20 protein-coding genes and 1 pseudogene are annotated in these 24,014 nt (G+C 59.9%); 8 read left to right on the forward strand and 13 right to left on the reverse strand.

From position 1 onward, the window contains the following. Positions 1–269: 269 nt before the first annotated feature. Entirely contained in the window at positions 270–1,412 is a 1,143-nt protein-coding gene (locus F6X42_RS07145; protein WP_187633521.1) for a branched-chain amino acid ABC transporter substrate-binding protein, read from the forward strand. Between the two features lie 85 nt (positions 1,413–1,497). Here the strand turns inward: F6X42_RS07145 and F6X42_RS07150 are convergent, their stop codons facing one another. Beyond that, positions 1,498–2,160 (reverse strand): dihydrofolate reductase family protein, encoded by a 663-nt coding sequence (locus tag F6X42_RS07150; RefSeq protein ID WP_187633522.1) that lies wholly within the window; start codon positions 2,158–2,160, stop codon positions 1,498–1,500. A gap of 204 nt (positions 2,161–2,364) precedes the next feature. Between F6X42_RS07150 and F6X42_RS07155 the strand changes: the two genes are divergently transcribed. Beyond that, positions 2,365–3,648 carry an MFS transporter gene (locus F6X42_RS07155; RefSeq protein ID WP_246530001.1) on the forward strand — a complete coding sequence of 428 codons (1,284 nt, stop codon included), beginning with the start codon at positions 2,365–2,367 and terminating at the stop codon, positions 3,646–3,648. 180 nt (positions 3,649–3,828) lie between these two features. Here F6X42_RS07155 and F6X42_RS07160 read toward each other — a convergent pair whose 3' ends face one another. Continuing rightward, complete coding sequence (locus F6X42_RS07160; protein ID WP_187633524.1) at positions 3,829–4,089, reverse strand: hypothetical protein; 261 nt, start codon at positions 4,087–4,089, stop codon at positions 3,829–3,831. 324 nt (positions 4,090–4,413) lie between these two features. Between F6X42_RS07160 and F6X42_RS07165 the strand changes: the two genes are divergently transcribed. Both F6X42_RS07165 and F6X42_RS07170 read left to right on the forward strand, forming a co-directional pair. Beyond that, entirely contained in the window at positions 4,414–5,037 is a 624-nt protein-coding gene (locus F6X42_RS07165; RefSeq protein ID WP_187633525.1) for a recombinase family protein, read from the forward strand. 2 nt (positions 5,038–5,039) lie between these two features. Next, positions 5,040–6,540, forward strand: a pseudogene (locus F6X42_RS07170) (sensor domain-containing diguanylate cyclase). Between the two features lie 132 nt (positions 6,541–6,672). Here the strand turns inward: F6X42_RS07170 and F6X42_RS07175 are convergent. The 11 genes from F6X42_RS07175 to F6X42_RS07225 form a co-directional block, all read right to left on the reverse strand. After that, positions 6,673–8,343 carry an electron transfer flavoprotein-ubiquinone oxidoreductase gene (locus tag F6X42_RS07175; RefSeq protein ID WP_187633526.1) on the reverse strand — a complete coding sequence of 557 codons (1,671 nt, stop codon included), beginning with the start codon at positions 8,341–8,343 and terminating at the stop codon, positions 6,673–6,675. Between the two features lie 208 nt (positions 8,344–8,551). Next, positions 8,552–10,477, reverse strand: a complete 1,926-nt coding sequence (cysN, locus tag F6X42_RS07180) for a sulfate adenylyltransferase subunit CysN (protein ID WP_187633527.1) — start codon at positions 10,475–10,477, stop codon at positions 8,552–8,554. Continuing rightward, positions 10,477–11,379: a sulfate adenylyltransferase subunit CysD gene (gene cysD, locus F6X42_RS07185; RefSeq protein WP_187633528.1), complete on the reverse strand. Its 903-nt coding sequence runs from the start codon at positions 11,377–11,379 to the stop codon at positions 10,477–10,479. The genes cysN and cysD overlap by 1 nt, the downstream gene beginning before the upstream one ends. Before the next feature lie 24 nt (positions 11,380–11,403). Next, on the reverse strand, positions 11,404–12,177 hold the full coding sequence (locus tag F6X42_RS07190; RefSeq protein WP_187633529.1) for a 3'(2'),5'-bisphosphate nucleotidase CysQ: 774 nt from the start codon (positions 12,175–12,177) through the stop codon (positions 11,404–11,406). Continuing rightward, entirely contained in the window at positions 12,174–12,683 is a 510-nt protein-coding gene (locus tag F6X42_RS07195) for a VOC family protein (RefSeq protein ID WP_187633530.1), read from the reverse strand. The genes F6X42_RS07190 and F6X42_RS07195 overlap by 4 nt, the downstream gene beginning before the upstream one ends. Further along, complete coding sequence (locus F6X42_RS07200; protein WP_246530002.1) at positions 12,683–13,732, reverse strand: sulfotransferase family protein; 1,050 nt, start codon at positions 13,730–13,732, stop codon at positions 12,683–12,685. Before F6X42_RS07200 ends, F6X42_RS07195 begins: the two co-directional genes overlap by 1 nt. Before the next feature lie 149 nt (positions 13,733–13,881). Further along, positions 13,882–15,048: a DUF1214 domain-containing protein gene (locus F6X42_RS07205; RefSeq protein WP_187633531.1), complete on the reverse strand. Its 1,167-nt coding sequence runs from the start codon at positions 15,046–15,048 to the stop codon at positions 13,882–13,884. Continuing rightward, complete coding sequence (locus F6X42_RS07210; protein WP_312892530.1) at positions 15,036–15,974, reverse strand: alcohol dehydrogenase catalytic domain-containing protein; 939 nt, start codon at positions 15,972–15,974, stop codon at positions 15,036–15,038. Before F6X42_RS07210 ends, F6X42_RS07205 begins: the two co-directional genes overlap by 13 nt. 433 nt (positions 15,975–16,407) lie before the next feature. Further along, complete coding sequence (locus tag F6X42_RS07215) at positions 16,408–17,217, reverse strand: MarR family transcriptional regulator (protein WP_187633533.1); 810 nt, start codon at positions 17,215–17,217, stop codon at positions 16,408–16,410. A 229-nt stretch (positions 17,218–17,446) separates the two neighbouring features. Further along, positions 17,447–18,265 carry an SDR family NAD(P)-dependent oxidoreductase gene (locus F6X42_RS07220; protein WP_187633534.1) on the reverse strand — a complete coding sequence of 273 codons (819 nt, stop codon included), beginning with the start codon at positions 18,263–18,265 and terminating at the stop codon, positions 17,447–17,449. 157 nt (positions 18,266–18,422) lie between these two features. Then, entirely contained in the window at positions 18,423–19,511 is a 1,089-nt protein-coding gene (locus F6X42_RS07225) for a phosphotransferase (protein WP_312892531.1), read from the reverse strand. Positions 19,512–19,674: 163 nt separating this feature from the next. Here F6X42_RS07225 and F6X42_RS07230 point away from each other — a divergent pair, with 163 nt between their 5' ends. The 4 genes from F6X42_RS07230 (at position 19,675) to F6X42_RS07245 (ending at position 23,984) form a co-directional block, all read left to right on the forward strand. Further along, positions 19,675–20,172, forward strand: coding sequence for a MarR family winged helix-turn-helix transcriptional regulator (locus F6X42_RS07230; protein ID WP_187633535.1), 498 nt, complete (start codon positions 19,675–19,677; stop codon positions 20,170–20,172). Between the two features lie 200 nt (positions 20,173–20,372). After that, the gene (locus F6X42_RS07235) at positions 20,373–21,710 is read left to right on the forward strand and encodes an acyl-CoA reductase (RefSeq protein ID WP_312892532.1); all 1,338 of its coding nucleotides are present in this window, start codon (positions 20,373–20,375) and stop codon (positions 21,708–21,710) included. After that, on the forward strand, positions 21,710–23,095 hold the full coding sequence (locus tag F6X42_RS07240) for a hypothetical protein (protein WP_187633537.1): 1,386 nt from the start codon (positions 21,710–21,712) through the stop codon (positions 23,093–23,095). The genes F6X42_RS07235 and F6X42_RS07240 overlap by 1 nt, the downstream gene beginning before the upstream one ends. Before the next feature lie 37 nt (positions 23,096–23,132). Then, entirely contained in the window at positions 23,133–23,984 is an 852-nt protein-coding gene (locus F6X42_RS07245) for an oxidoreductase (protein WP_187633538.1), read from the forward strand. Positions 23,985–24,014: the final 30 nt, after the last annotated feature.

The raw sequence follows: 24,014 nt of genomic DNA on the forward strand, positions 1-24,014 counted from the left end.
ACGGCCGTATTTGTCCTGATTGCCTCCATCGACCCTTTTGTGCCGAAATGCGCATGGGATTCGTCGGGAAACGACAAGACGGAGCAATTTCGGCTCCCTATAGTGGCTTTCGGCGATCTGCTATCGATGTCGAGCCCGTTCAGGAGGAACCTGAAGCAGTCGATACGAACCCAGAGCTGCACCGGCCGCCGTCCGAAGCGCGCAGGGCGAGCAAGGCCGGCACGCGCGCCATAGTAGTGAACTCACGCTTGCCGACAAAGGAAACCAACATGCGTTTTGCGAAAACTCTAAGTCCTATTGCAGTTGGTGCACTTCTCGCTATCGCACCGCTCGCCGCTCGCGCGGATACGGTGGTCAAGATAGGTTTTGCCGCGCCGCTCACCGGACCTAACGCCAGTTACGGAAAAGACCTGGAAAACGGCGTAAAGATGGCGCTCGACGACGCGAAGGCGCAAGGCGTCAAAATCAACGGACAGCCCGTCTCGTTCGAACTCGTCGCCGAAGATGACCAGGCTGACCCGCGCGTCGGCGTGCAAGTCGCGCAAAAACTCGTCGACGAAGGCGTGTCGGTCGTCGTCGGCCACTTTAATTCTGGCACGACCATCCCCGCGTCGGATCTCTACGAGAAGGCAGGGCTGCCCGACATCGATCCGGCCGCCACCAATCCGACCATCAGCGGCCGCGGCTTCAAGAACATCTTCATGGTGATCTCGAGCGACGCGCAAAACGCGGGCACCGCGGGCGCCTATGCGGTCACGACGACGAAGGCCAAGCGCATCGCCGTCATCGACGACCGGACTGCGTTCGGCCAAGGCGAAGCCGACGAGTTCGTGAAGGCGGTCAAAGCGCACGGCGGTGACATCATCGATCGCGAATACACGACTAATCAGGCATCGGACTTCAAGACGCAACTCACGAATCTCAAGGGCAAGAACCCCGATCTCATTTTCGTGGGTGCCCTCAATCCGCAGGCGGCCGGCATCATGAAGCAGATGAGCCAGCTCGGCCTCAAAGCGCAATACGTGGGCGGCGGCGGCGTCAAGGACGTCGACTTCATCAAGCTCGCGGGCGACGTGTCCGAGGGCGCGATGGCATGGGAATACGGCCGTCCGCTCGACAGCACGCCGGTCGGTGCGAAGTTCGCCGAACGTTTCAAGCAGAAATATGGCGCGGACGTTCTGTCATACGCGCCGTTCGGCTATGACGCGGCATGGACCGCCATCAAGGCGATGCAAGCAGCCAATTCGACGAAGCCCGACGACTATCGCCCGAAGCTGCAAAGCATCAGTTTTGACGGCATCACCGGCCATATCGAATTCAATCCGAACGGCTCGCTTAAGAACGGCTCCTCCACTGTCTATCAGGTCAAGAACGGCCAGTGGGTGACGGTCAAGACTGTAAGCGGCCTCTGATCGAGCGCGCGGCGCACCTCTGCTGGCGGGACGTGCGCCGTCCTCGTCGTGCTTTCAATGTGAGACGTCGGCCTTCAGCGAGGGGTTAGGCGTCGGTGTGCCCTTGGCGCCGTAGGACCACATGCGTGGCCTTCTCCGACGCTACGGATTCAACGCATTCGTATCCCAGAGCCCGCAAGTCGACCCCGTCGAACAGCGATTCTCCCCGGCCGAGCAGGACCGGCGCGACAGCAATGTGCAGTTCATCAATGAGGCGCTCACGAAGGTACTGCTTGATCGTGTCCGGACCACCGCCGATCCGCACGTCCATTCCGGCAGCGGCCTCGCGTGCACGGTCGAGCGCCTCGCGAATGCCTGCTGTTATGAAGTGGAACGTCGTGCCGCCTTCCATCTCGATGGACGGACGAGCATGATGGGTCAAGATGAAGACCGGAACATGATACGGTGGATTGTCTCCCCACCAGCCTTTCCAGTTTGTGTCCGGCCAGTCCCCACGAATGGGTCCGAACATATTCCTCCCAAGAATCCAGGCCCCAACATTCTGAAAGCCACGGGCGGCGAAATCATCGTCAACCCCGGTCGTTCCGCCGTCCTTGCCGAACAGGGCCCGCTGGAACGTGCGTGTTGGGACTAGCCACTGGTGCAGTTCCGTCCCACCAACGCCGAGCGGATTGTTGATGTCCTGACTCGGGCCTGCTCCGTATCCGTCGAGCGAAATGGTGAAGCCGTTAACGCGAACTCGTGTCATCGTTTGCCTCCGTTTAGACGCCTAACGTAATGTGGACAGCAATCTGCATGGTTTGCACGAACTACGTGAAATATTCTGGCAGCAGATTATTTTGCTTGCAGTGTTCTAATTTTTCTCGATAGTCTCGCCAGGAAGAAAGCATGCACCGGCCCGCGAAGCTCATCAACTTCTGACATGACCCTATCCAGTCCAGCCCGGAACGGATTGACCATACGGCCGGCCCGTCGTCTGTCGACGCTCAGTCACGTACAGATCGCGTCGCTGTGGTTTGCGCTCTTTACCCAATGGATGACGGTCGTCCCGGTGCTCGTGCCGGCACAGGTTGCGGAAATGCTCGGACACAACGCCGCGTTAAAGGAAGCTGTGGCCGGCTCGGTCATTGCGTGCGGCGCATTCGTTGCGATGGTCGTGGCGCCACTGGCCGGGGCACTTTCAGATCGCTGCTCCGCAAAGCATGGACGTAGGCGACCGTTTCTGATCACCGGCGTGTTCGGTACCTCGGCCGCACTACTATGGCTTGCTTCATTCAACGGCGCGGGGAGCGTATGGCTCTATACGCTCGCGTTCCTGCATCTCCAATTCTGGTGGAACTGGGCAGCGGGTCCGTACGCCGGGCTGGTTCCCGATGTCGTGCCGAAACAGCAAGCGAATCGCGCGAGCGCGTGGCTCAACGTGATGACCGTACTCGGTACCATCACTGGCAACGTGGTGCTGGTAGCGCTTTACTCTCCGGGCCACCTTTATCCCACGGTGGCCACGTTCATTGCGATCATGTTGCTGTGTCTCTGGCTGACGATTAGCGGCTCGCGCGAGCCGACGCCCGCCGGATTCCGCGAACGGTTCGAGCTGTTCGCGTTCGTCCGCTCGTTCTATCTCGATCCACGCCTCCACCAGAACTTCTACTGGGTGCTCGTGACCCGCCTGTTCGGGAACATGGGAATCTGGTCAATCTTCACCTTCCTGTTGTACTACCTGCAGGACGTGATCGGCATTCGTCATCCGACCGGTCTGCTGAACGGGCTGCTTGGTGTCGGCGTGGTGCTCGCGATCCCGGCCAGCCTGCTCGGCGCACGGCTTGCCGACCAACACGGCGTCGTTCCAGTCGTCCGCCTGACAAGCTGGATCATGGCCGGTGCCGCAATCGGCTTTGTGCTGTTGGCGTTGTATCCGAACCTATGGCTGGTGATCACGGTCGGGCTCGTCTTTTGCGCCGCGTATGGCAGCTATCAAGCCGTCGACTGGGCGCTCGCATTGCAAGTGCTGCCGGACGGTGCGTCCAGCGGCAAGGACATGGGCATCTGGCAGGTGTCGATGGTGCTACCGCAGATCCTCGGCCCTGCCGCAACCGGGTGGATGCTGTCATGGGTCAAGTCGTTTGCCGGTGCCGGACCCGCCTACGTCGCCGCGTTCGTCGTCGCGGCTGGGTGGTTCGTACTGGCGGCGTCGCTCGTCTCGCGTATCAGGATTGCTCGCTCCAGCTCTTGTTGAGACGGTCTTGAGCGGCGTGGATCTTGTCGATGCTGGCGATTTTAGGCGGACTACTCCACCAGTTTCGCAACAAACTGGGCGTGCTGCGCGCGCTTCCTGATCGTCCTGGCGAGCAAGGCCTCATCCTCCACAAACCTGGCAAGAAGCCCGGCCCGCGATGACACTCCTGGCGTTCGGCCGTCACTGTTTGATCTTGCCCGTTGCGTTGGTATCTGACGCGCCTTGGGGCGACATGCCTTTTTCGCGCTTCTGCATCAAGGTCCCACTCGCAGGCTTGCCGCCAACGTCTGCAGCGCGACCCATGCTCTGTCCGGCCGTTCCCGGCTGCGGACTTTGAGTGGCCTGGTTTCCCGTGTTCGCGTTGCCGGCACCGGTCTGCGCGAATGCGCAGGTGCCAGCAATGACAAATATTGCGCTCGTTACTGCCACTATCCACTTCATGATCGTCTCCGGTTCGGGGAGCGCTTTGCGCACTGCCTCCGTGCATGCCGGCGCACGCGGCGTGCCCGGAGGATATGTTGCAAAATATAGTCTTGTATACGTGCACATACGCGACTATAATTTGCAACGCAGTGCGCGGTAAATGGGCGTGCCGTCGCTGTGCACCCTGCCGCCCAATAAGCGGCCCATCGACAAGTGTTTTTGACCAACGATACGGGAGGATTGAATGGTGAGGATCTATCAACACCAAGACTTCACGAAGCAGTCCGCGCACGATGACGCCCTTAACCAAGCCATGTCGTGGCTTGAATCGCGAGAGCGCCAGTGAGAGACCCGGCCGACATCGCCACGCGCGATATTGAGACAGGCGCATTCCTGATTGGTTATGCGCGCGTCTCGACGGACGACCAGGACCTCGGCAACCAGGAAGCGCAGTTACGTGCAGCCGGCTGCGGCCGGATTTTTGCCGAGAAAATTACCGGCACCAGCCGCGCGCGTCCGCAGCTCGATCGCATGCTCGACCACTTGCGGTCCGGCGACGTTATCGTTGTAACTCGCCTCGATCGGCTCGCGCGCAGCATCCGCGACTTGCTCGACATTGTTGAACGCATCCGCGAGGCCGGCGCCGGTCTTCGCAGTCTTGCCGAGCTGTGGGCCGACACGACGACGCCGGCCGGCAGCATGGTGTTGACGGTGTTCGGCGGTATGGCCGAGTTCGAGCGCAGCCTGATCGTCGAGCGCACGAGCAGCGGTCGGGCCGCGGCTAAGGCGCGCGGCACCAAGTTCGGCCGTAAGCCGACGCTCACGCCGACGCAGCTTGACCATATCTATCGTCTGGCCGATGAGGGCAATACCGGTATGCAGGAAATCGCGGCATTCTTCGGCATTCACCGATCTACCCTCTTTCGCCTCCTGTCGCAGCGCTCCGACTCTGCAAAGACAAGGTAAACATGCCGTCACTGCCCAATAAGAAAAACTTGCTCGGATGGCTGATCGGACCGCACGCTCTTTTTTGGGGCGGCTTGATCATTGCTGTTGTTATGATCTCGCTATGCGCCACCTCCCTATACGAGAGTCGGCAGGATGCACTGGCCCGGGCGCGCGAAACTTCGCGAAACGTCGCGCTCATCGCGGAACGCGATATCGAGCGCAATTTCGAGCTTTACGCGCTTTCACTGCAGGCCGTTGTCGATGGGCTCGGCAATCGGAAGGTGATGGCCTTGCCGCCTGATCTGCGAGGACAGATCCTGTTCGATCGGGCCGCGACCGCAAAAAATCTGGGTTCGATGCTGGTGCTAGATGCGTCGGGCAACGTCGTCATCGACGCCGGCAACGATACACCGCGCAAGGGCAACTTCGCCGACCGGGACTACTTCAAGGTCCAGCGCGACAATCCAGACGCCGGCCTCTACGTGAGCGCCCCGTTCCGCTCCCGCCTGCGCAACGGTTCACCAAGCATCGCGTTGAGTCGCCGGGTATCGCACCCGGACGGCTCATTCGCCGGCATCGTGCTGATGGCGATTAACCTGGAGTATTTTCACGATCTGTTCGGAGGACTGTCGCTTGGCTCTCACGGAGCCATTTCGCTGATCGCCGGCAATGGCCTCATGATCATGCGTCAGCCCTACGATTCGAAGATTGTCGGGCGCGACATCAGCAGGGCCAGCACCTTCAGGCAGTTCAGGTCCGCGCCGGAAGGCAGTTTTTCCGACACCGCGTCGATCGATGGGGTGCGCCGCCTTTACTATTTCAAGAACTTCCCGCATCTGCCGCTGATCATCATGGTTGCCGAAGCGGAGCCGGATATTTATGCCGCGTGGCACCGGCGGGCGCTCACGATAGGTTCACTGATGGGCGCGTTCGCGTTAGGATTCATCGCGCTCTCATTCCTACTCGGTACACAGCTCCAGCGTCGCCTGCGTGCCGAGTCGGAGTTGCAGTTGCTCGCTAGAACTGACAGCCTCACCGGTCTCAACAACCGGCGCACCCTTGGGGGAGATTCTCGAACAGGAGTGGCGCAGGGCAAAGCGCACGCGAAGCGTGTTCTCACTGCTGTTTGTTGATATTGACCGTTTCAAGGCATACAACGACACATACGGCCACCAGGCAGGCGATGATGCACTGGCTGCCGTAGCCCGCTGTATCGGCGACAACATTCGGCGACCGGCCGACACCGCAGCCCGCTACGGCGGCGAAGAGTTCATCGTTGTCCTGCCCGACACTCCGCCGGACGGCGCGTCCGTGATTGCCGAGAAGATCCGTTCGGCCATTAGTGAACTCGCCATCGAACACGCAGGCAGTGAATACGGACGCGTAACGGCCAGCATCGGTTCCGCGAGCTGGGCTCCAGAGCAGGATGTCGATGTAACGACAATCATCAAGGCAGCCGACGAGGCTTTGTACAACGCCAAGGCGACAGGCCGAAACAAGGTGGCGACGAGCCTCGCCTAAGTTGCGGCCAGGGGCCGGCGACGGATCGGAAAACGTAAGGCTGCTGAAACGACGGCGCGCATCGTGCCGGCCTGTTTCGCCTCGTGGTAATGCACCGCCACATCGCATCCTCGCGCAGCAGCTATCATCTACTCACATGTTTGGATAGTTCGGCCCACCGCCGCCTTCCGGCGTGACCCACACGATGTTTTGTGTCGGGTCCTTGATATCGCAGGTCTTGCAGTGCACGCAATTCTGCGCGTTGATTTGCAGACGGTCCTGCTGCTGATCGTCTTTCACATACTCGTAGACGCCTGCTGGACAGAAGCGGGATTCGGGGCCCGCATACGTTCGCAGGTTCACGTTCACCGGCACACTCGCGTCCCTGAGCGTGAGGTGCGCCGGCTGATTCTCCTCGTGGTTTGTATTCGAAATGAAAACAGACGACAGTCGATCGAACGTGAGTTTGCCATCAGGCCTTGGATACTCGATCGGCTTACACTGCGACGCGGGCTTGAGCATTTCGTGATCGCGATGCCGGTGACGCAGCGTCCAAGGCACATTGCCGGCGAGAACCTTCTGCTCGATACCCACCATCAGCGTGCCGAGATATAAGCCTTTGCTCATCCACTGCTTGAAGTTGCGCGCCTTGTACAGTTCCCTGTAGAGCCACGACTGTTTGAACGCTTCCGGGTAGGCCGCCAGTTCATCGTGCTGGCGGCCATTGTGCAGCGCATCGAACGCGGCATCGGCCGCGAGCATCCCGGTCTTGATCGCCGCGTGCGAACCCTTGATGCGCGACGCGTTCAGGAAGCCCGCGTCGTCGCCGACCAGCGCGCCGCCCGGAAACACGAGCTTCGGCAATGACATCAGGCCGCCGGCGGTGATTGCGCGCGCACCATACGACACACGCTTGCCGCCTTCCAGAAATTTGCGAATTTCCGGGTGCGTCTTGTAGCGCTGGAACTCCTCGAACGGCGAAAGGTACGGGTTCTGATAAGCGAGACCAACGACGAAGCCCACCATCACCTGGTTGTTGTCGATGTGGTACAAAAATGAGCCACCATAGGTGTCCGACTGCAAAGGCCAGCCGGCAGTGTGGATCACCAGACCCGGCTGATGTTTCGCAGGATCGATCTCCCACAGCTCCTTGATGCCGATGCCGTAGACCTGCGGGTCGGCGTTCTTGCCGAGTTTGAAATTTTCGTTGAGCTGGCGGCCGAGGTGACCGCGGCAGCCTTCGCAGAACAGCGTGTACTTCGCGTGCAGCTCCATCCCGAGTTGGAAGTTCCCGGTGGGCTCGCCGTCTTTGCCAATGCCCATGTTGCCGGTCGCGACGCCCTTGACAGAGCCGTCGCCGTTGTACAGCACTTCGGCCGCCGGAAAGCCCGGGAAGATCTCCACGCCCAGCGCCTCGGCCTGCTGACCCAGCCAGCGCGTCACGTTCGCGAGGCTGATCACGTAGTTGCCGTGGTTCTTGAAGTTGTCCGGCAATGCCCAGTTCGGCACCGACGTCGCACGCGTTTCGGAAAGGAAAAGGAATCTGTCTTCGGTCACGGGCACGTTCAACGGCGCGTCCCGCTCTTTCCAGTCGGGCATCAGTTCATTGAGCGCGCGCGGATCCATGACAGCGCCGGAGACGATATGCGCCCCGATCTCCGAGCCTTTTTCCAGCACGCAGACGCCAATCTCGACGCTTTTTTCGGCTGCCAGCTGCTTCAGGCGGATCGCCGCGGAGAGTCCCGCGGGACCGCCGCCGACGATCACTACGTCGTATTCCATCGACTCGCGCGGTCCATGATCTTGCTGATTGTTTTCCGCCATCCCCCACTGCCTCCCTGACGCCTCGAAACGCCGACACACTCGTTGGACTGTCGCCCGTCGAGGGCGCCGTCGACACGAGAATTGCGTTCAGCATCTCCCGTAGCCGACAGTGAGGAGTATACATAAATGAATGTCGTATAACAATATGAACGCAAAGGACCAACAATGGCACGGCACCAACGGGCGAAGCGCAGCGCCCCGCGCCCTCTCAGAGCGGCGCACCCCTCGACACGTCAAGGAATCCCGCGGTCTGGAGTTTCTCGAAGATCACCTCTACGGCCATTTGAGGAGAAACGGTCAGAGTGTTGATATGGATCTCAGGATTCTGCGGCATCTCGTAGGGCGAATCGATGCCTGTGAAGTTCTTTAACTCGCCGCTACGCGCTTTCTTATAAAGTCCTTTCGGATCGCGCTCCTCGGCCACTTCGAGTGGCGTGTCGATGAAGACCTCGATAAATTCACCCTCCTCCATCAGCTCGCGTGCCAGGGCGCGCTCTGCGCGAAACGGAGAAATGAACGCAGTAATGACGATCACGCCCGCATCTGCCATCAATTTCGCCACCTCGGCAATGCGTCGGATATTTTCCACCCGGTCCTCGGCCGTGAATCCGAGATCCTTGTTCAACCCGTGACGAACATTGTCCCCGTCGAGCAGATAGGTTCGCTTGCCCATCGCGTGCAAACGCTTCTCGAGCAGATTTGCAATTGCCGATTTTCCCGCACCTGAAAGCCCTGTCAGCCATACGACACCGCTCTGGTGCCCGTTCAGCACCCGCCGCGCGCGTTTGTCGACCTCCAGCGTCTGCCAGCGAATATTGTTCGCACGGCGCAGTGCGAAGCGCAGCATACCGGCACCGACCGTACTGTTGGTCATACGGTCAATGACTATGAAACCGCCCGTCTCGTGGTTTTGCTCGTACGGATCGAAAGCAATCGCGCGATCAAACTCCAGTTCCGCGACACCGATCTCGTTCAACGCGAGAGTCTCACTCGCCACCCGTTCAAGCGTATCGACATTCAGTTTGTATTTGAGCGGCAATATCGTTGCCGTGACGGTCCGGGTGCCAATTTTCAGCAAGTAACTGCGCCCCCGTAGCATGGGTTGGTCGCTCATCCATACGAGCGTTGCTTCGAACTGGTCGGCAACCTGCGCAGGCGAATCGGCCGTTGAAATCAGATCTCCACGACAGACATCCACTTCGTCGGCGAGCAGGAGCGTCACAGATTGTTCCGCGAACGCCTCGTCGAGATCGCCATCCGCCGTCACGATTCTTGCGACAGTGCTTTCCCGTCCTGATGGCTGTACCTGTATACGCTGACCAACCCGCACCACACCGGACGCAATAGTGCCTGCAAACCCACGGAAATCAAGATTGGGACGGTTGACCCACTGCACCGGGAAACGAAATGGCTGCGTCTGCAAATGCGTTTCGTCGATCTCGACAGTCTCGAGGTGATGCATCAAGGACGGCCCTTCATACCACGGCGTCTTCGTGCTCCTTTCAACAATGTTGTCGCCATTTACGCCCGAAATCGGCATTGCCGTCACACTATGGATGCCAATCTTGCTGGCGAATTCGCAATACTCGCGGGAAATTTCGTCGAATCGTTCACGCGAGTACTCGACCAGGTCCATCTTATTGACCGCGAGAACAACGTTGCGAATGCCGATCAACGACACAAGATAGCTGTGCCGCCGCGTTTGCCGCAAAATGCCCTTGCGAGCATCGACCAGAATGATGGCGAGATCGGCCGTAGAAGCACCCGTTATCATATTGCGGGTGTACTGCTCATGCCCGGGCGTATCAGCAACGATGAACTTGCGCCGGTCGGTCGAAAAAAACCGGTAGGCGACGTCGATGGTGATGCCCTGCTCGCGCTCCGCAGCGAGACCGTCCAGCAGCAGCGCGTAGTCTATTTCCCCGCCACGCGTACCGACCTTCTTCGAATCGGCTTCGAGCGCGGCAAGCTGGTCCTCGAACAGCATCCTGGATTCGTAAAGTAATCGGCCGATCAACGTGCTCTTGCCGTCATCCACGCTCCCGCATGTAATGAAACGCAGAAGGCTCTTTCTTTCGTGCTGCTTCAGGTACCGCTCAATATCGGTCCCGATCAGCTCAGAGACGTGTGCCATTAGAAGTACCCCTCCTGTTTCTTCCTCTCCATGGATGCGGCGCCGTCATGATCGATCACGCGCCCCTGCCGCTCGGAGGTCGTCGTCAAGAGCATTTCCTGAATGATTTGCGGCAATGTCGTGGCGTTCGACTCGACTGCACCGGTAAGCGGATAGCAACCAAGCGTGCGAAAGCGCACCATTTTCTCTTCTACCTTCTCGTGCGGCTTGAGTGGCATGCGGTCATCATCCACCATCACTAGCGTGCCGTCCCGATTCACCACGGGTCGCCTCGCCGCGAAATAGAGTGACACGATGGGGATATTCTCGAGGTAGATGTACTGCCAGATGTCCAGCTCGGTCCAGTTAGAGAGGGGAAACACGCGGATCGACTCGTCGTTGTTCTTTCGCGCGCTATATAGGCGCCACAGTTCGGGTCGCTGATTCTTGGGGTCCCACTGGTGGGTAGCCGTACGGAATGAAAAGATTCGCTCTTTTGCACGCGATTTCTCTTCGTCTCTGCGAGCGCCCCCGAAAGCGGCATCGAAGCCGTACTTGTCGAGCGCCTGCTTCAGGCCCTGCGTCTTCCACATGTCGGTGTGAACCTGCGAACCATGATCGAACGGGTTGATGCCCAGTTCTTTCGCTTCCGGATTCTGGTGAACGATCAGCTCCATTCCGGTCTCGCGAGCCATCCGGTCCCGCATCGCGTACATGTCGCGGAACTTCCAGGTGGTATCCACATGCAGAAGCGGAAACGGCGGGCGCGCCGGGTAAAAGGCCTTTTTTGCCAGGTGGAGCATGCAGGCGCTGTCCTTGCCGATGGAGTAAAGCATCACTGGACGCTGTGCCTCAGCGACGATTTCCCGCATGATATGAATGCTCTCGGCTTCAAGTCGCCGCAGATGAGTCAACGTCGGCATAGCACATCCTTTTACAAAGCAGATTCACTGCGCGGCCGCGATGGCGGTCAGTATCGATTCGGCGATCTCGTGCCGACATACGAGTAAATCGGGCATCCAGACGTCCGTTCCGTTATAGATGCACGGGCTCCCGTCTATGCGGCTGGCGTGAAGTCCAGCCGCGAGCGCGACGCCTACTGGAGCGCACGAATCCCACTCGTATTGTCCGCCTGCGTGCAGATACGCGTGAGCCTCGCCACGCAGCACCGCCATTGCCTTTGCGCCTGCCGAGCCCATGGGGACCAGTTCAGCGTTCAGTCGCTGGGCGACCCTCAGCGCCAGTTCCGGAGCGCGGGAACGGCTCACGAGAATTTTCAGCCGCCCTTCGGGCGCTGGCGGCAGCTCCGGCGGCGATAACGTTCCGAATGTCACCCCACGAGCCGGAAGCGCCACGGCGCAAGCGCGGGGTTCGCCGCAAACCGTTAGTGCCACATGGACCGCCCAGTCCTCGCGCCCCTCGAGTCGTTCCCCATACTCGCGCGTGCCATCGAGCGGGTCGATGATCCATACACGATCGAGAGCGAGCCGCTTTGGATCCGGCGCGGATTCTTCCGACAGAAAGCCGTCGTCTGGTCGGGTGCGAGCGAGAATCTCTGTAATCAGCTCGTTCGCCGTGGCATCGCCGGCTGCGCCCAACGGTTTGCCCGCAAGCACGGCCGACGCGCGCATCGCGTTCAAGGCGCCGCCGGCCGCCGTAGCGATGAGCACTGCGAGACGGTGATCGTCGTCAACCGAAAGCGCCGTGCTGGCAGCGTTCATTGGACCACTCCATTGCGAGGCACCTGTTCCATCACAGCGAGACCGGCAGGGGTGTACCAGATATGCTCGATATAGTGCCCGAGCGTCCCCCGGTGATCCGTATAGAAGTACCGGGCGGCGCCATGCGACTGGCCGTCGATGACGATAGGCACGCCCGCGGCAGCCATTTCCTCACGCTGTGTTTCGAAAGCCGCTTCGCTCTCGATCAGCTGCGCTATGTGATGATGGCGAATCGCGAAGCCGTCTCGAGGCAGGGCATCGCGATACACGCGGTCGTCGCCGCACAGCGGCTCGATCAGTTCCAGCTGAACCGCCCCGACGAACGCGAGCGCGATGTTCAGCTTGCAGCGACGTCCCGCGATGGACTCTATTTCAATACCCTGCAAGCGCGCCCACGTCGGCACCTTCTGTTCTCTGCGAAAGCGCTCAATGGCCTCGTCCACATCGGTGGTGACGTACGCGATCTGCAGAAAGCCGGAAAACGGGGAAAGCGACGGCGTTTTCATCAGTGCAATCCATAAGTGGTCATATAGCGGGAGAAGCGCTCCCTGATCGCTGCCGGTACAAGGCCGAATTCATCCTGCGTATATCGATGCGCGCCATAAGCGCGTTCGGGACTCTGCTTGACGCGTCGGCGCATCGCTTCCACCGTTTCGGCGGTCAGTCTGAAGCCGAAGTGATCGTAGATACGCGTGATTGCGCCAATCGGATCGGCGTGGAAGTCGGCCTGCCTGATATCGAGGAACTGCCTGTTGGGCAAGGACGCGCGCGCCGCAATTGACGCTTCGCTGGCGTGCGCCCAGTTATCCAGTTCGCGCCTGCCGATCTCGTGCCTGTCGACCTGTTCGCCCTCAGAAATCCGACGCGCCATCACCAGCACGCTCGCGAGCGAAGGCAGCGCCTCCACTGGATCTCGATGTGTCTGTACCACGCATGCATCCGGAAAGACCTCGAACAGCGCCGGTAACTGCATCAGGTGTCCTGGATTCTTCAAGAGCCACGTCTTTTCGCTGTCGCGCGCACCGATGAGGCTGATCGTCTTTGCCAAGTAACGATATGCAGGCAATTCGCTCTGTTGACGCCACCAGCGATCGTATTGAGGTACACGGAACGACGAGCCCCACAGATTGCTGCAAAAGCCTTGCTTGAGTATTTCGAGGCATTCATCTACCTCGTCAGCCACGATATTGTGTGCCGCGCGCATCTCTGGCGCTGACCTGAAAAAGGCCTCGAGCCCGGCCGCGGTCGCCTGGAACTGAACATGGCTGGTCCACGTATCGCGCGGAGGCCGCGGCTGCGGAAAGACGGTCAGCCATTTTTCCAAACCCTGAAATTGTGGATCAACCGAAAGCAGCTTGTGCAGCGCGGTCGTACCGGTTCTCGGTATGCCGGTGATGACGAGTGGGCGCCGCGGCGTCCGCGACAACACATCGGCATGCTTGCGCAGCCCCTCTACCAGCGTCAGGCGCGAAATCAAAGCACCGACCACTGCGTTCCACGCAAATTCCCGTCCACCCGGCGCGAAGCGCGGACCATCTTCGTCGAGCGCGTTCAAAAGTTGTGTCAGGCCCGGCCTGTACTCACCGCTGGAGCCGAAATCCGTCAGGCCAGCGGCCGCACTCGCGCTCGCGTGAAGTTCGTCCTCCGCACCCGTGAATCGTTTCGATACTGACATCTGTTGTCTCCCGAAATCCATTTCTGTCCCTACCACCGCCGTCTCAACTGCGCACCTATGCGTCTGTCGCGCAGAAGTCTGTGGCGCTCGCTTTCGTCTACGAATCGAGTTCCTGCCGGCAAGTGATTGCGCAACTCGCAAAGCGGCGCACGTTTGAGCGTCGGAACCGGCTCCGAGCTGCACCCATACCATCTGCCTATCGCAGTCCCACGGTTGACGCCGCATGTATCCAGCCAGTTCAGGACACCGGGATCGCGATGAGCAATCACCGCGCGAAAATGGCCGTCGTCGTCGACGTGTGCCTGATGCCCATTGAGGCTGCTTTGGTGATCGATATAGTCAAGCGCGTTGAATAGTGTGTCGTTCAATTGCACGTTCCAGTAGCGGCGCGTCTGCGGCAGCACGGTTTCGAGAATGAGCGCTTCGTCATCACCGAAATCGAAAATCGCCTGCCAGTACGCCTGCTTCGCGAGCCCACCACTGAAAGCGAAAAACTCGAACTCGTTCACATTGATTCGCGTGCGCAGTTGCTGCATATGCGTGAGCCAGCGACGTGACAAGCGCTTCGCGTAGTCCATCAACTCGCCGGTACGCCTGGCGATCTCCTCGTGGCCCATCGACGGCTTCAACGGCGGGGCATCGAGGCACTCGATAGCGATTCGCGCGTCATGCTCCCTTCCCCATGCATAAGAGCGCTGGCGCAGCATCGCGAAGTCAGCCTCGCTATGCAGCTCGATCCAGTTGCCGTCGTACCCGGCATGACGCTGCGCGCTCAACAAAATTTCGAAGCTGCCGTCATCGCCAATTTCTACGTCGTCGAGATCGAACTGACCGAGCGGCGGGTGGACTTCATCGGTAGTGCCCATGATCCCGCGGCCGATGTCGAGCGTCAGCAAATGCACGCTGCCGCGCTCTCCGACAATCCGGTATCGCAAGTCTCCTCGCAACGGTGCGACGAAATAGGTATCGTCGGGATTCGGCTGCAGCATGAAAACTGAGTTAAGGAAGGGCAGCCAGTCAGGATGAAGCGGATCGGATTGGAAGTAGATGAAGTAGGCCAGCGAAAGATTCATCTGCAACTGCCGATACAGCTCCGCGCGTGTTTGAGGATCGCTGGGTGTTTCAGTCAATTCGAGCAGACTGTCTGCGCTTGCCAACTGGGACAGATAGTCGCGCCAGGATTTCAGCTCAGCCATGGATTCACCATTACCTTGCATTGCGTCGAGCGATTGCGCAGAGTCTCGAACATCTCGGGTAACGCGTCGAGAGAGACGCGATCCGTGATCATCGCGCGCGGTTCGACAGAGCCCGCGTCGAACACGTTAGCAACATGAGTGAACTCTTGCATACTGTAGGTGACAGCGAACTGAATTCGCACTTCCTTCCATACCGCTACCGCGGGGATAAATTGATCTGGCACCGTGCAAAAGCCGAGCACTACGACGTCGCCCCGTGGCTTGACGCAATGAATCGCCTTCGCAATCAGATCCTTTTGCCCTGCGCATTCGAAAACGACGTCTGGTGAACCCTTAAGCGCATCGCCAGCCAGCGCCGCCAGATCCTGCCCGTCCTCCGGAACCACAAACTCGTCCGCACCCATGTGCCGTGCAAGCGCTTCGCGACGCTGTGAGGAAGCGGTGACGACGATGCGTCCGGCGCCGAGGCGGCGGGCCCAGAACGTCGCTGCAAGCCCGACGGGACCCGCGCCGATCACGAGCGCGTTCGCACCCGGCGTGAGTTTTGCCAGCACAACGCCGTGCAAGCCAACCGCCATTGGCTCGATCAGTGCGCCGTCCTCCATGCTCAGCGTCTTCGGGAGCCTGGTCGTTACGCGCTCGGCCACGACTGCATACTGAGCGAATCCAGCGGCGGCGCCCTTGAAATCCGCGCAAAAGTTGGGCTTGCCGGAAAGACAAGTCGCGCAGTGCCCGCATCCGACAAACGGCAGCGCGGTAACTGCATCGCCGACCTTCAGCTTCTCTACACCCTTTCCCACGGCAATCACCTCGCCAGCGAATTCGTGGCCAAGTGTCGAATTTTCTGGAAGCGTGAAATGCGGAGCGTGCCCATCCGTCATGTGAAGATCCGATCCGCAAATACCGCAGCGGTGAATCTTCAGCACGACTTCTCCGGATGCTGGACTCGGATCGGCAACACTCCTAACTTCCAGCGGTAAACCTACCCTCGTGAAATACGCGGCCCTCATCGCTCGGATCTCCGTTTGGCGTGAATGTCCTGCTCGTCATCAAGCATCTGTCAATGTACTTTACTGGGAAAGTATCTTGGTTAATCCTGGTGTTTGTACCGAGCGGGCACGAGAAGCGAGCGCTCCAATGCGTTGTTGCGGAGCTATCGATCGGGAAGATATCGTTGTGCGGCAGTGGTCGATTGCCACCGGATGCGTCGGAGGCAACAAAAGACGGAGGAGAAGGCCAGCTGAGAACGCCCGCCTGTGACGGGTCTTGCGTCTTGCGCCTTGCGCGCTTGTTGCCAGCCGAGATGGCGATGGTGATGAGTTAGGCGTTGCTATCGAGGCGGTGACCACCGCAACCATGTCAGCCGCGCTCGGTACTCCGACGTTCGGCCTCAGCATCTGCAAAGAGATGCAGTTCCCGCAACAAGATCGACAGTGCAGCTCGCCGCTCAGGCGTCATATGACTGGATGCCACCCAGTCGGTGCCGTACGCCCCCTCATGGAGAATGTTCCTTAAAACCTTGCGCGCCCGTGACTTCATTCGCACGAGAATTCCACGCCCATCCGCCGGATCCGGCAAGCGCTCCACCAAGCCGATCTGCTCAAGTCTGCTGACGCACTTGGTGATGCCGCCGAGCGTCATCGCCAGCGGCTTTTGAAGTTGCGTTGGAGACTGGGAGTAAGGCGGCCCTGAAACCAGGAGCGCGTCCAGTAGCAATAGTTCGGCTGCCAGCAGTCCCTGACTCGCAGCGGCTTCCTTGAGCGCCCGGTCGATGTGCGCAGATAGCCGTAGAAGTCGTTGCCCGATCAGATAAATGTTCGCATCCTCCGCTGGCCACTCGCGCGCCCACACTACCGCCTGCTGGTCCAACGCATCGCCATCCTCGGAGCATGCTGACCTCTGCAACGCTACGCATTCCGTCAGGAATTGTGCGTCAGCCTGAGAACGTCTCGAATAGAACGCCTCGCCATTGTCATCGACAGCAACATCGATCCAGCCAGCCTCGTCAAGCGCATTCAGGTGACCCGTCACCCCCGCACGTGACATGTTCAGTTCACGCGCCAACGCGGCTGCACTTTGCGCTCCCTTGCTCAGCAGCGTCAACAGTTGTCGTCTGGAAGCGTCCGCTAACGCGGCAAAAAGCGAATCTGCGGCCTTGCGAGCAGTCATGCCATCATCGATCGGTGGAGACCCTCGCCTCTCGGATAGCAAAAACGCGTGCCGAGCAAAGGGGCGATTGGCATGAACCGCAATTCGACGGCCATGCCAGTGCCAGACAGGTGCCGTTTCCTGTAACGCGGGTCAAATTCGGCCACGCTAAGTTACCAGAAAATCAGGCCAGCAAAGCACAACGGGAAGTGACGCTTTGCTGCCCGAGGTACCCCGCCCGATACGGTAGCTATTGCTGGACCAGATCGTACGCCGCAAGCGCCGCAACCTGCGTCACGCCACCATCCACGGGTAAGCACGTGCCAGTAATGAATCGCGATTCGTCGCTGGCGAGAAACAGCGCGGCGGCCGCGACGTCCCATGCATCTCCCTCCAATGGGAGGGGCGCGATCTTGCGGCGACGTTCGCGAGCCTTATCGTCAAGCATGCTTTCCACCATTGGCGTGAAAATATGCCCCGGAGCAATCGCGTTGGCACGAACATGGTCGCGGCCGTACATCACCGCGAGTTCACGCGTAAAGCCGACCATTGCCGCCTTTGACGAGCCATACGCGGCCGACCCGTGGCTGCGGATGCCTGCGACCGAACCGATGTTGACGATGGCCCCGCCCCCGCGCGCCACGATCTTCGGCACCGCACTTCGGCTCATCAAGAACGCACTTTTCAGATTGACGTCGATCACACGGTCCCAGGACGCTTCGTCGACGTCCTGCAATCGCCCCGGCGCGCCTGAGATACCGACGTTGTTGATGAGAATGTCCAGGCCTCCGTACCGCTGTACGGTCTCTTCGACAATGCGCGCACAGACAGCGCCGTCGGTGACATCGCCGGTCGATACGAACGCTCTGCCGCCCGCTTCCGTGATCAGCGCGAGCGTTTGCGCCGCCCGCTCGTACTGCTGATCGACGAGACAGACGGACGCGCCCTCCGCCGCAAAAAGACAGGCAATTGCCTTGCCTGTGCCAAAACCCTGACCGAGCGATCCTGCGCCGGTCACGATCGCGATCTTGCCGCTCAAACGTTGATGAAAGATTTTCGGAGCAGGCATGCTGTAATCGGTTGATGAAAGTCGATTGTCATCTTGAACGTTCGAGCGAGCACCTGCTCGTTCACGTTCAAGCCATAACTCGCCAGGTGGCTGCCGATGGTCGAGCTTAGTCTCGCGAAGCCAATAATGCAACATACGGTTGCATTATTGGCTTAGATCATGTCGATTCGCCCACCGTGCGGTGATCCACCAATGCCGCGCCAAAGCGTGCCGCATACGCGGTGTTCACTGCTTCGGTCTGGAAGCGGGTTTCGTTAATCGCAAAGATGAAGTATCCATACGCGAGATCGCGTCGATAGTCGTTCCACGCTTCGTCGAAATCGGGCGCCTCGACCCCGCCAATCGCCAGCTGCGAAAGATAGTGTTCGAGCAGCGACCGCTCCCATGAGCGACGGTCTTCGATATCGAGTGCACACCCTATGTGGTAGGCGACCTCGAGGCTCCAAGGCGCCCGACTGACCTGGGCATCGAAAAAACCTGGCGTCCCGTCAGCTTCGACGTACAGATTTCCCAGATGCGTATCGCCGTGAATAAGGCATACCGGTTTGCTCTTATGTTCGCGCGCAATGCGCGCGAGAGATGCCATCATCCAGTCCCGATCGTGCAGATACCGGCTTACTGCCGCTCCTCTCGGCAGCGATATGTAGTGGGCCCAGACGTCCGGTTCGAGGTATCGGTTCTGGTATTCCAGCGACCAGTCCGAAAAGCGCTCTCCCACCCATTCGAGCCGACCGCCCTTGTCGAACTCCCGGCTGTTCCATGTTTGCGCGTGATAGCGCGCCATCGCACTCAACCGCAGGGCGACTTGTTCGTAGCCCTGCGATTGCTGGGCACGGCAAAACTGAACGTTACGCTCGCTCAGGTCTTCCATCACTACGACCGATTGCCAGGCGTCAGGATCCGTGCCTGCAAAAAAGCATCTAGGCGCGTTCATATTGATGAACGGTAGTACGTCGCGATAAAAGCGCATTTCGTTGCGATACATGTCGCTCATCGAAGGACTGTGATCCTCGAAACCGCCCTTGACGATCATGCGCGCCGGCAGCGCCATTGCCTGTCCCGCGTCGTTGTACTCGAGTGCGACGCGTACCTTGGTCGACGTACCCGGCAATACCTCCACGTGCCTGCACGAAGTTACTTCGGCGCCGGGAAAGCGGAACGCGATCGCGGAGGTTAGCCACTTTGCGGTCACTTCCTCAACAGCGACAGGCAACGCCATGTCACTTACCACACCAGATTCCGACACGGTTCCTCCCGAAGATTGCAAACAAAAAGACGCGTGCGCATCGTCGCGCATACCTGCTCCCCGTCGCAACATGGGGAAAACCACACCTCGCCTATCGTTGCATATTTCGAATGGCGTGCATATAGTTGCTTGCAAATGCAGCTACTTTTTTGGCAGGAAATCGATGAATCTACCCGACTCCATCACGCTCGAGCGAGAACCGGCTGGCGCCGAACTCGCACAGAGGCTTGCCCCCGAGGAATACCGTACTGAAGAGAGCGTCGCGTTCAAGATGAATCTGGTTCGTCTTCTGCTTGGCGCGGAGATCGACGGAAAGCTCGCTGCGAGCGGGCTTTCAGCAATACAGTGGGGAATCCTGAAAGCACTGTACGACGGACGTGTTCGCACACCTACCGCCTTGTGCCGGGTGCTGCTCGCTGACAGCAGCATCATGACCCGCAAGCTCGATTCGCTTGAAAAAAGAGAATTGATTGAACGAATTCGCAGCACTTCCGACCGACGCTGTGTCGAGCTCACACTGACTGCAAACGGCCGCCAGTTGTTGCGCGGAACCCTGCCGCACATCGTCGATGCAAGTAATCGGCAGCTTCGCGGCTTCACCGTCGAAGAAGTCCGAACCGTCAAACATTTACTCGATCGGATGATCGTCAACCTAAGCTGACTAGCGACAGCAACCTCGGAATCGACCAGCGTCTGCGCCGCAAGTCAACGCGTATCGAAATTTGAAAAGGAGCGTTTATGGAGCACCCCGAAACAACAGAAAGGCAACACGGGAATCCGGCGCAAGAGCCAGGCCTCGCGCCGCTGCCGGTTCCTCACGTATACCGCGGTCGCACTGTCAACGGAAGCGCCATCAGGCACGTGTCGCGTGATCTTGGCCAAGGTTTCTGCACCCCCAGGATCGACCTTGACGACCTCGTGTGGCCGCGAGCCCAGCCCGGTCCCGCTTTCGATATTCCGATTGCGAAGGTCATCGACTTTCTCGTCGAACTGGGGCCGCGTTTGCATCTGGACGTCAATCCGCTGATGCAGGCCGCGCTCGAGTCAATGATCAAAGTGAGTCCGCTCGGGCGACGGATTCTCGAAAACTGCTATCGCGACATTCCCAACCTTTTCGCACGCGAGGTGATCGAGGACGAGCTGCGCGTAAGTCTTGGCGACGCGCGCCTCGTCGACGGTTGGGTGGCACGCACGCTGCGCGGGCGCCCGAGTCGTCTACGCGCGTTTCCACCGCGCCTCGTACATGTTCTCGCAGGCAACTCGCCGATGGTCGCAGCCATGACGGTCATGCGCGCGGCGCTGACGAAAGGCGTCCATCTGCTCAAGCTGCCTTCGAACGATCTTTTCACGGCCACGGCAATTCTGCGCACGATGGCCGACATCGACCCGGATCATCCCGTCACCCAGTCGTTTTCGGCTGCGTATTGGCGCGGTGGAGACGAAAATGTCGAGTCGATTCTTTATCGTCCGCAGTACTTCGACAAGATTGTCGTGTGGGGCGGCGACAGCGCGGTTCGGCATGTGATGCGCTACGCTGGCCCCGGGCTCGAACTGGTCGCGTTCGATCCGAAGGTATCTATCTCGCTGGTCGGCCGTGAAGCCTTTGCATCCGACGAGATACTGCGCGACGTCGCGCGTGCCGGCGCAGCCGATGTGCTGTCGTTCAACCAGGACGCGTGCAATGCGAGCCGGTATCAATTCATCGAAGGCGACGAGGACGACGCCGACCGCTATGCCGAGCAACTGGCGCTGGCACTCGGCCAGGACTTTCGCTATGGCGACGGTCAGGGCCCGCTGGTGCCCAGCGATATTCGCGAAGCGGTCGATGTGCTGCGTGAGATGGAGCCGCTCTACCGGGTGTTCGGCGGATACGACGGCAAGGGGCTCGTCATTCGGTCGGAAGAAATGGTCGATTTTCATCCCATTTGCAAGACCGTCAACGTCGTTCCCGTGGCAAGCCTGCGCGACGGTGCGCGCTATGCGACCGTCGCCACGCAAACGGTCGGCATCTATCCGCCGCACCGGGTCACAGAGGTGCGCGACGCGCTCGCGTGCGCTGGCGTGCAACGCATCGTGGCGCTGGGCGAGTCTATTTCAGATGGGGTTGGCGGCTATCCGCATGACGGCATGTTCCCGATCCATCGATTCATGAAATGGGTCTCGGAGGAATCGGGCCCGAATCCGGAGGAGACGCAATAATGCAAGCCCTTTCCGCGCTGCTCCAACTCACGGATCTTCGAGACCCCTTCCGCAACGCGCCGGAAAACCTCCATGCCGCGCAACTGCAAGCCGTGCGCGAGCGCTTCATGCAGCGTCGGCAGCAGATTCGCATTCTCGACAGGCGGGCCAGCGAAGCCGGCGTGACGGAAGTGAAGAGCATGAGTGACGCCGTGCCATTGCTTTTTGCCGACTCCGTCTACAAGAGCTATCCCGATTCGTTCATCGAGCAGGGAAAATGGCGCCACCTCACAGCGTGGCTTCAAACGCTCACAACCCGCAAGATCGACGGAGTCGACTACGGCACGATTGCCGATCTCGACGACTGGATCAATGCGCTGCGTCGAAACGGCCACTACGTGATGAGCTCGAGCGGAACCTCGGGCAAGCAGTCCTTTATTTACCAGAGCGAAGCCGACCGCGAACTCGGCTGGCGCCTCCTCTCCCAAGGCATTCGCTGGGCGGCGAGCGGCATGCGCGATCCGTCGCGTCGCTATCCCGTGTTCCTTCTGACGCCCTCCTCCGGCTCTTACACCGGAACGGAGCGCATGGCGAAATTCGCCGAATCGATTGCGATGCCGGGAGACATTCACTACATGTCGGATGTGCCGCAAAGCGCCGCGCACACCACGCGCATGGCACGCATGCGGCGGGCCATCGCGGACGGCACCGCGCTCCCCAGTGAAATCGAAGCCTTCCAGAATGAAAGTCGAGAACGCAGCGAACGCGTACAAGCCGATTTCCGGCAGTTCATCGACCAACTGCTCCAACGCCGTCACGAGCCCATGTTCATCATGGGCATGATGGGCATGCTTTACCAGATCGTCGCCACGGCGCGCCAGCGTGGCATTCCCGACGCCGACTTTCACCCCGACACGATCATCAGTATCGGCGGCGGCAAGAAAGGTGCAAACCTGCCGGAAGACTTCCAGCAACAGTGCGAGCGCTTCTTCAACTTCAACGCGACCAACTTCAACGACGGCTACGGCATGGGCGAAGTATCGGGCTTTTGCCCGTGGTTTCATGAAGCGAAGGCGTGGACGGTCCCGCCGTGGCTCGTCCCGCTGGTGCTCGACTCGACCGGCGAACAACTGCTTAATCCTGCGGACGGGAAAGGCATCGTCGAGGGACGGCTCGGCGTGATCGACCTGCTCGCGGATGGGCGCTGGGGCGGCGTGATCAGCGGCGACAAGGTCACCGTGGAGTTCGGTCACGGCATCGACGGCGTGCGCACGCCCATCATTCGCGACGTGATGCGCTACAAGGATTTGCCGGGCGGCGACGACAAGCTGTCCTGCGCGGGAACGATCGACGCCTACGTCCGCGGAGAGATCGCCGACATGACCGAGGCCCGGACCGTCAACTAAATCGATGTTTCCTACTGATCTGAAACCCAATTCGACAATGACTGAAACCAAGACACACCCAGCCGTGTGGTTCATTACCGGCGTTTCGTCCGGCTTCGGCCGTTCCCTTGCGCAGGCGGTCCTCGCCGGTGGGGACAAAGTGGTCGGGACCGTTCGGAATGACGCACAGATCACGCCGTTCGACAATCTCGCACCCGGACGCGCGCACGGCGTGCTGCTTGACGTGACCGACGCGGCAGCGGTGCCTCGCGCCGTCGCGCAGGCCATCGAGCGCGCGGGCGCCATCGACGTACTCGTCAACAATGCCGGCTACGGTCTGTTCGGCGCACTCGAAGAGGTCTCCGACGCGCAAGCACGTCAGCTGTTCGATACCAACGTGTTTGGAACGGTCAACGTGATACGCGCCGTACTGCCTCATTTTCGCGAGCGCAATCGCGGTCATATCGTGAACTTCTCGTCGGTCGCGGGCGTGATCGGCATCGCGGGCTGCAGTTTCTATTGCGCTTCGAAGCACGCGATCGAAGGGCTTTCGGAATCGCTCGCTCAGGAACTGAGTCCGTTCGGGATTCGTGTGACCGTGGTCGAGCCGGGTGGCTTCCGCACCAATTTCGCAGGCGGATCGCTGAAGTGGAGCGAGGTCGAATCACCCGTCTATACGGAGACCGTGGGCAAGATGCGCCGTTACATGAGCAGCTACCACGGCACGCAGACGGGCGATCCGGCCAAGGCTGCCGACGCCATCGTGCGCGCGGTTTCCGCAGACGTCCCACCGCTGCGGCTACCACTTGGTCCGGACGCCGTCGACGTCGTTCGGAAGAAACTTTCGTCCGTGCAAGAGAACCTCGAAGCGTGGCTCGACGTGTCGAGTTCCACCAGCTTCGACCACTGACGCCTGGCAACTCATAGCCCTGGAGACGAC

The sequence above is a fragment of the Paraburkholderia podalyriae genome (genome assembly GCF_014397785.1).
Taxonomy (GTDB): domain Bacteria; phylum Pseudomonadota; class Gammaproteobacteria; order Burkholderiales; family Burkholderiaceae; genus Paraburkholderia; species Paraburkholderia podalyriae.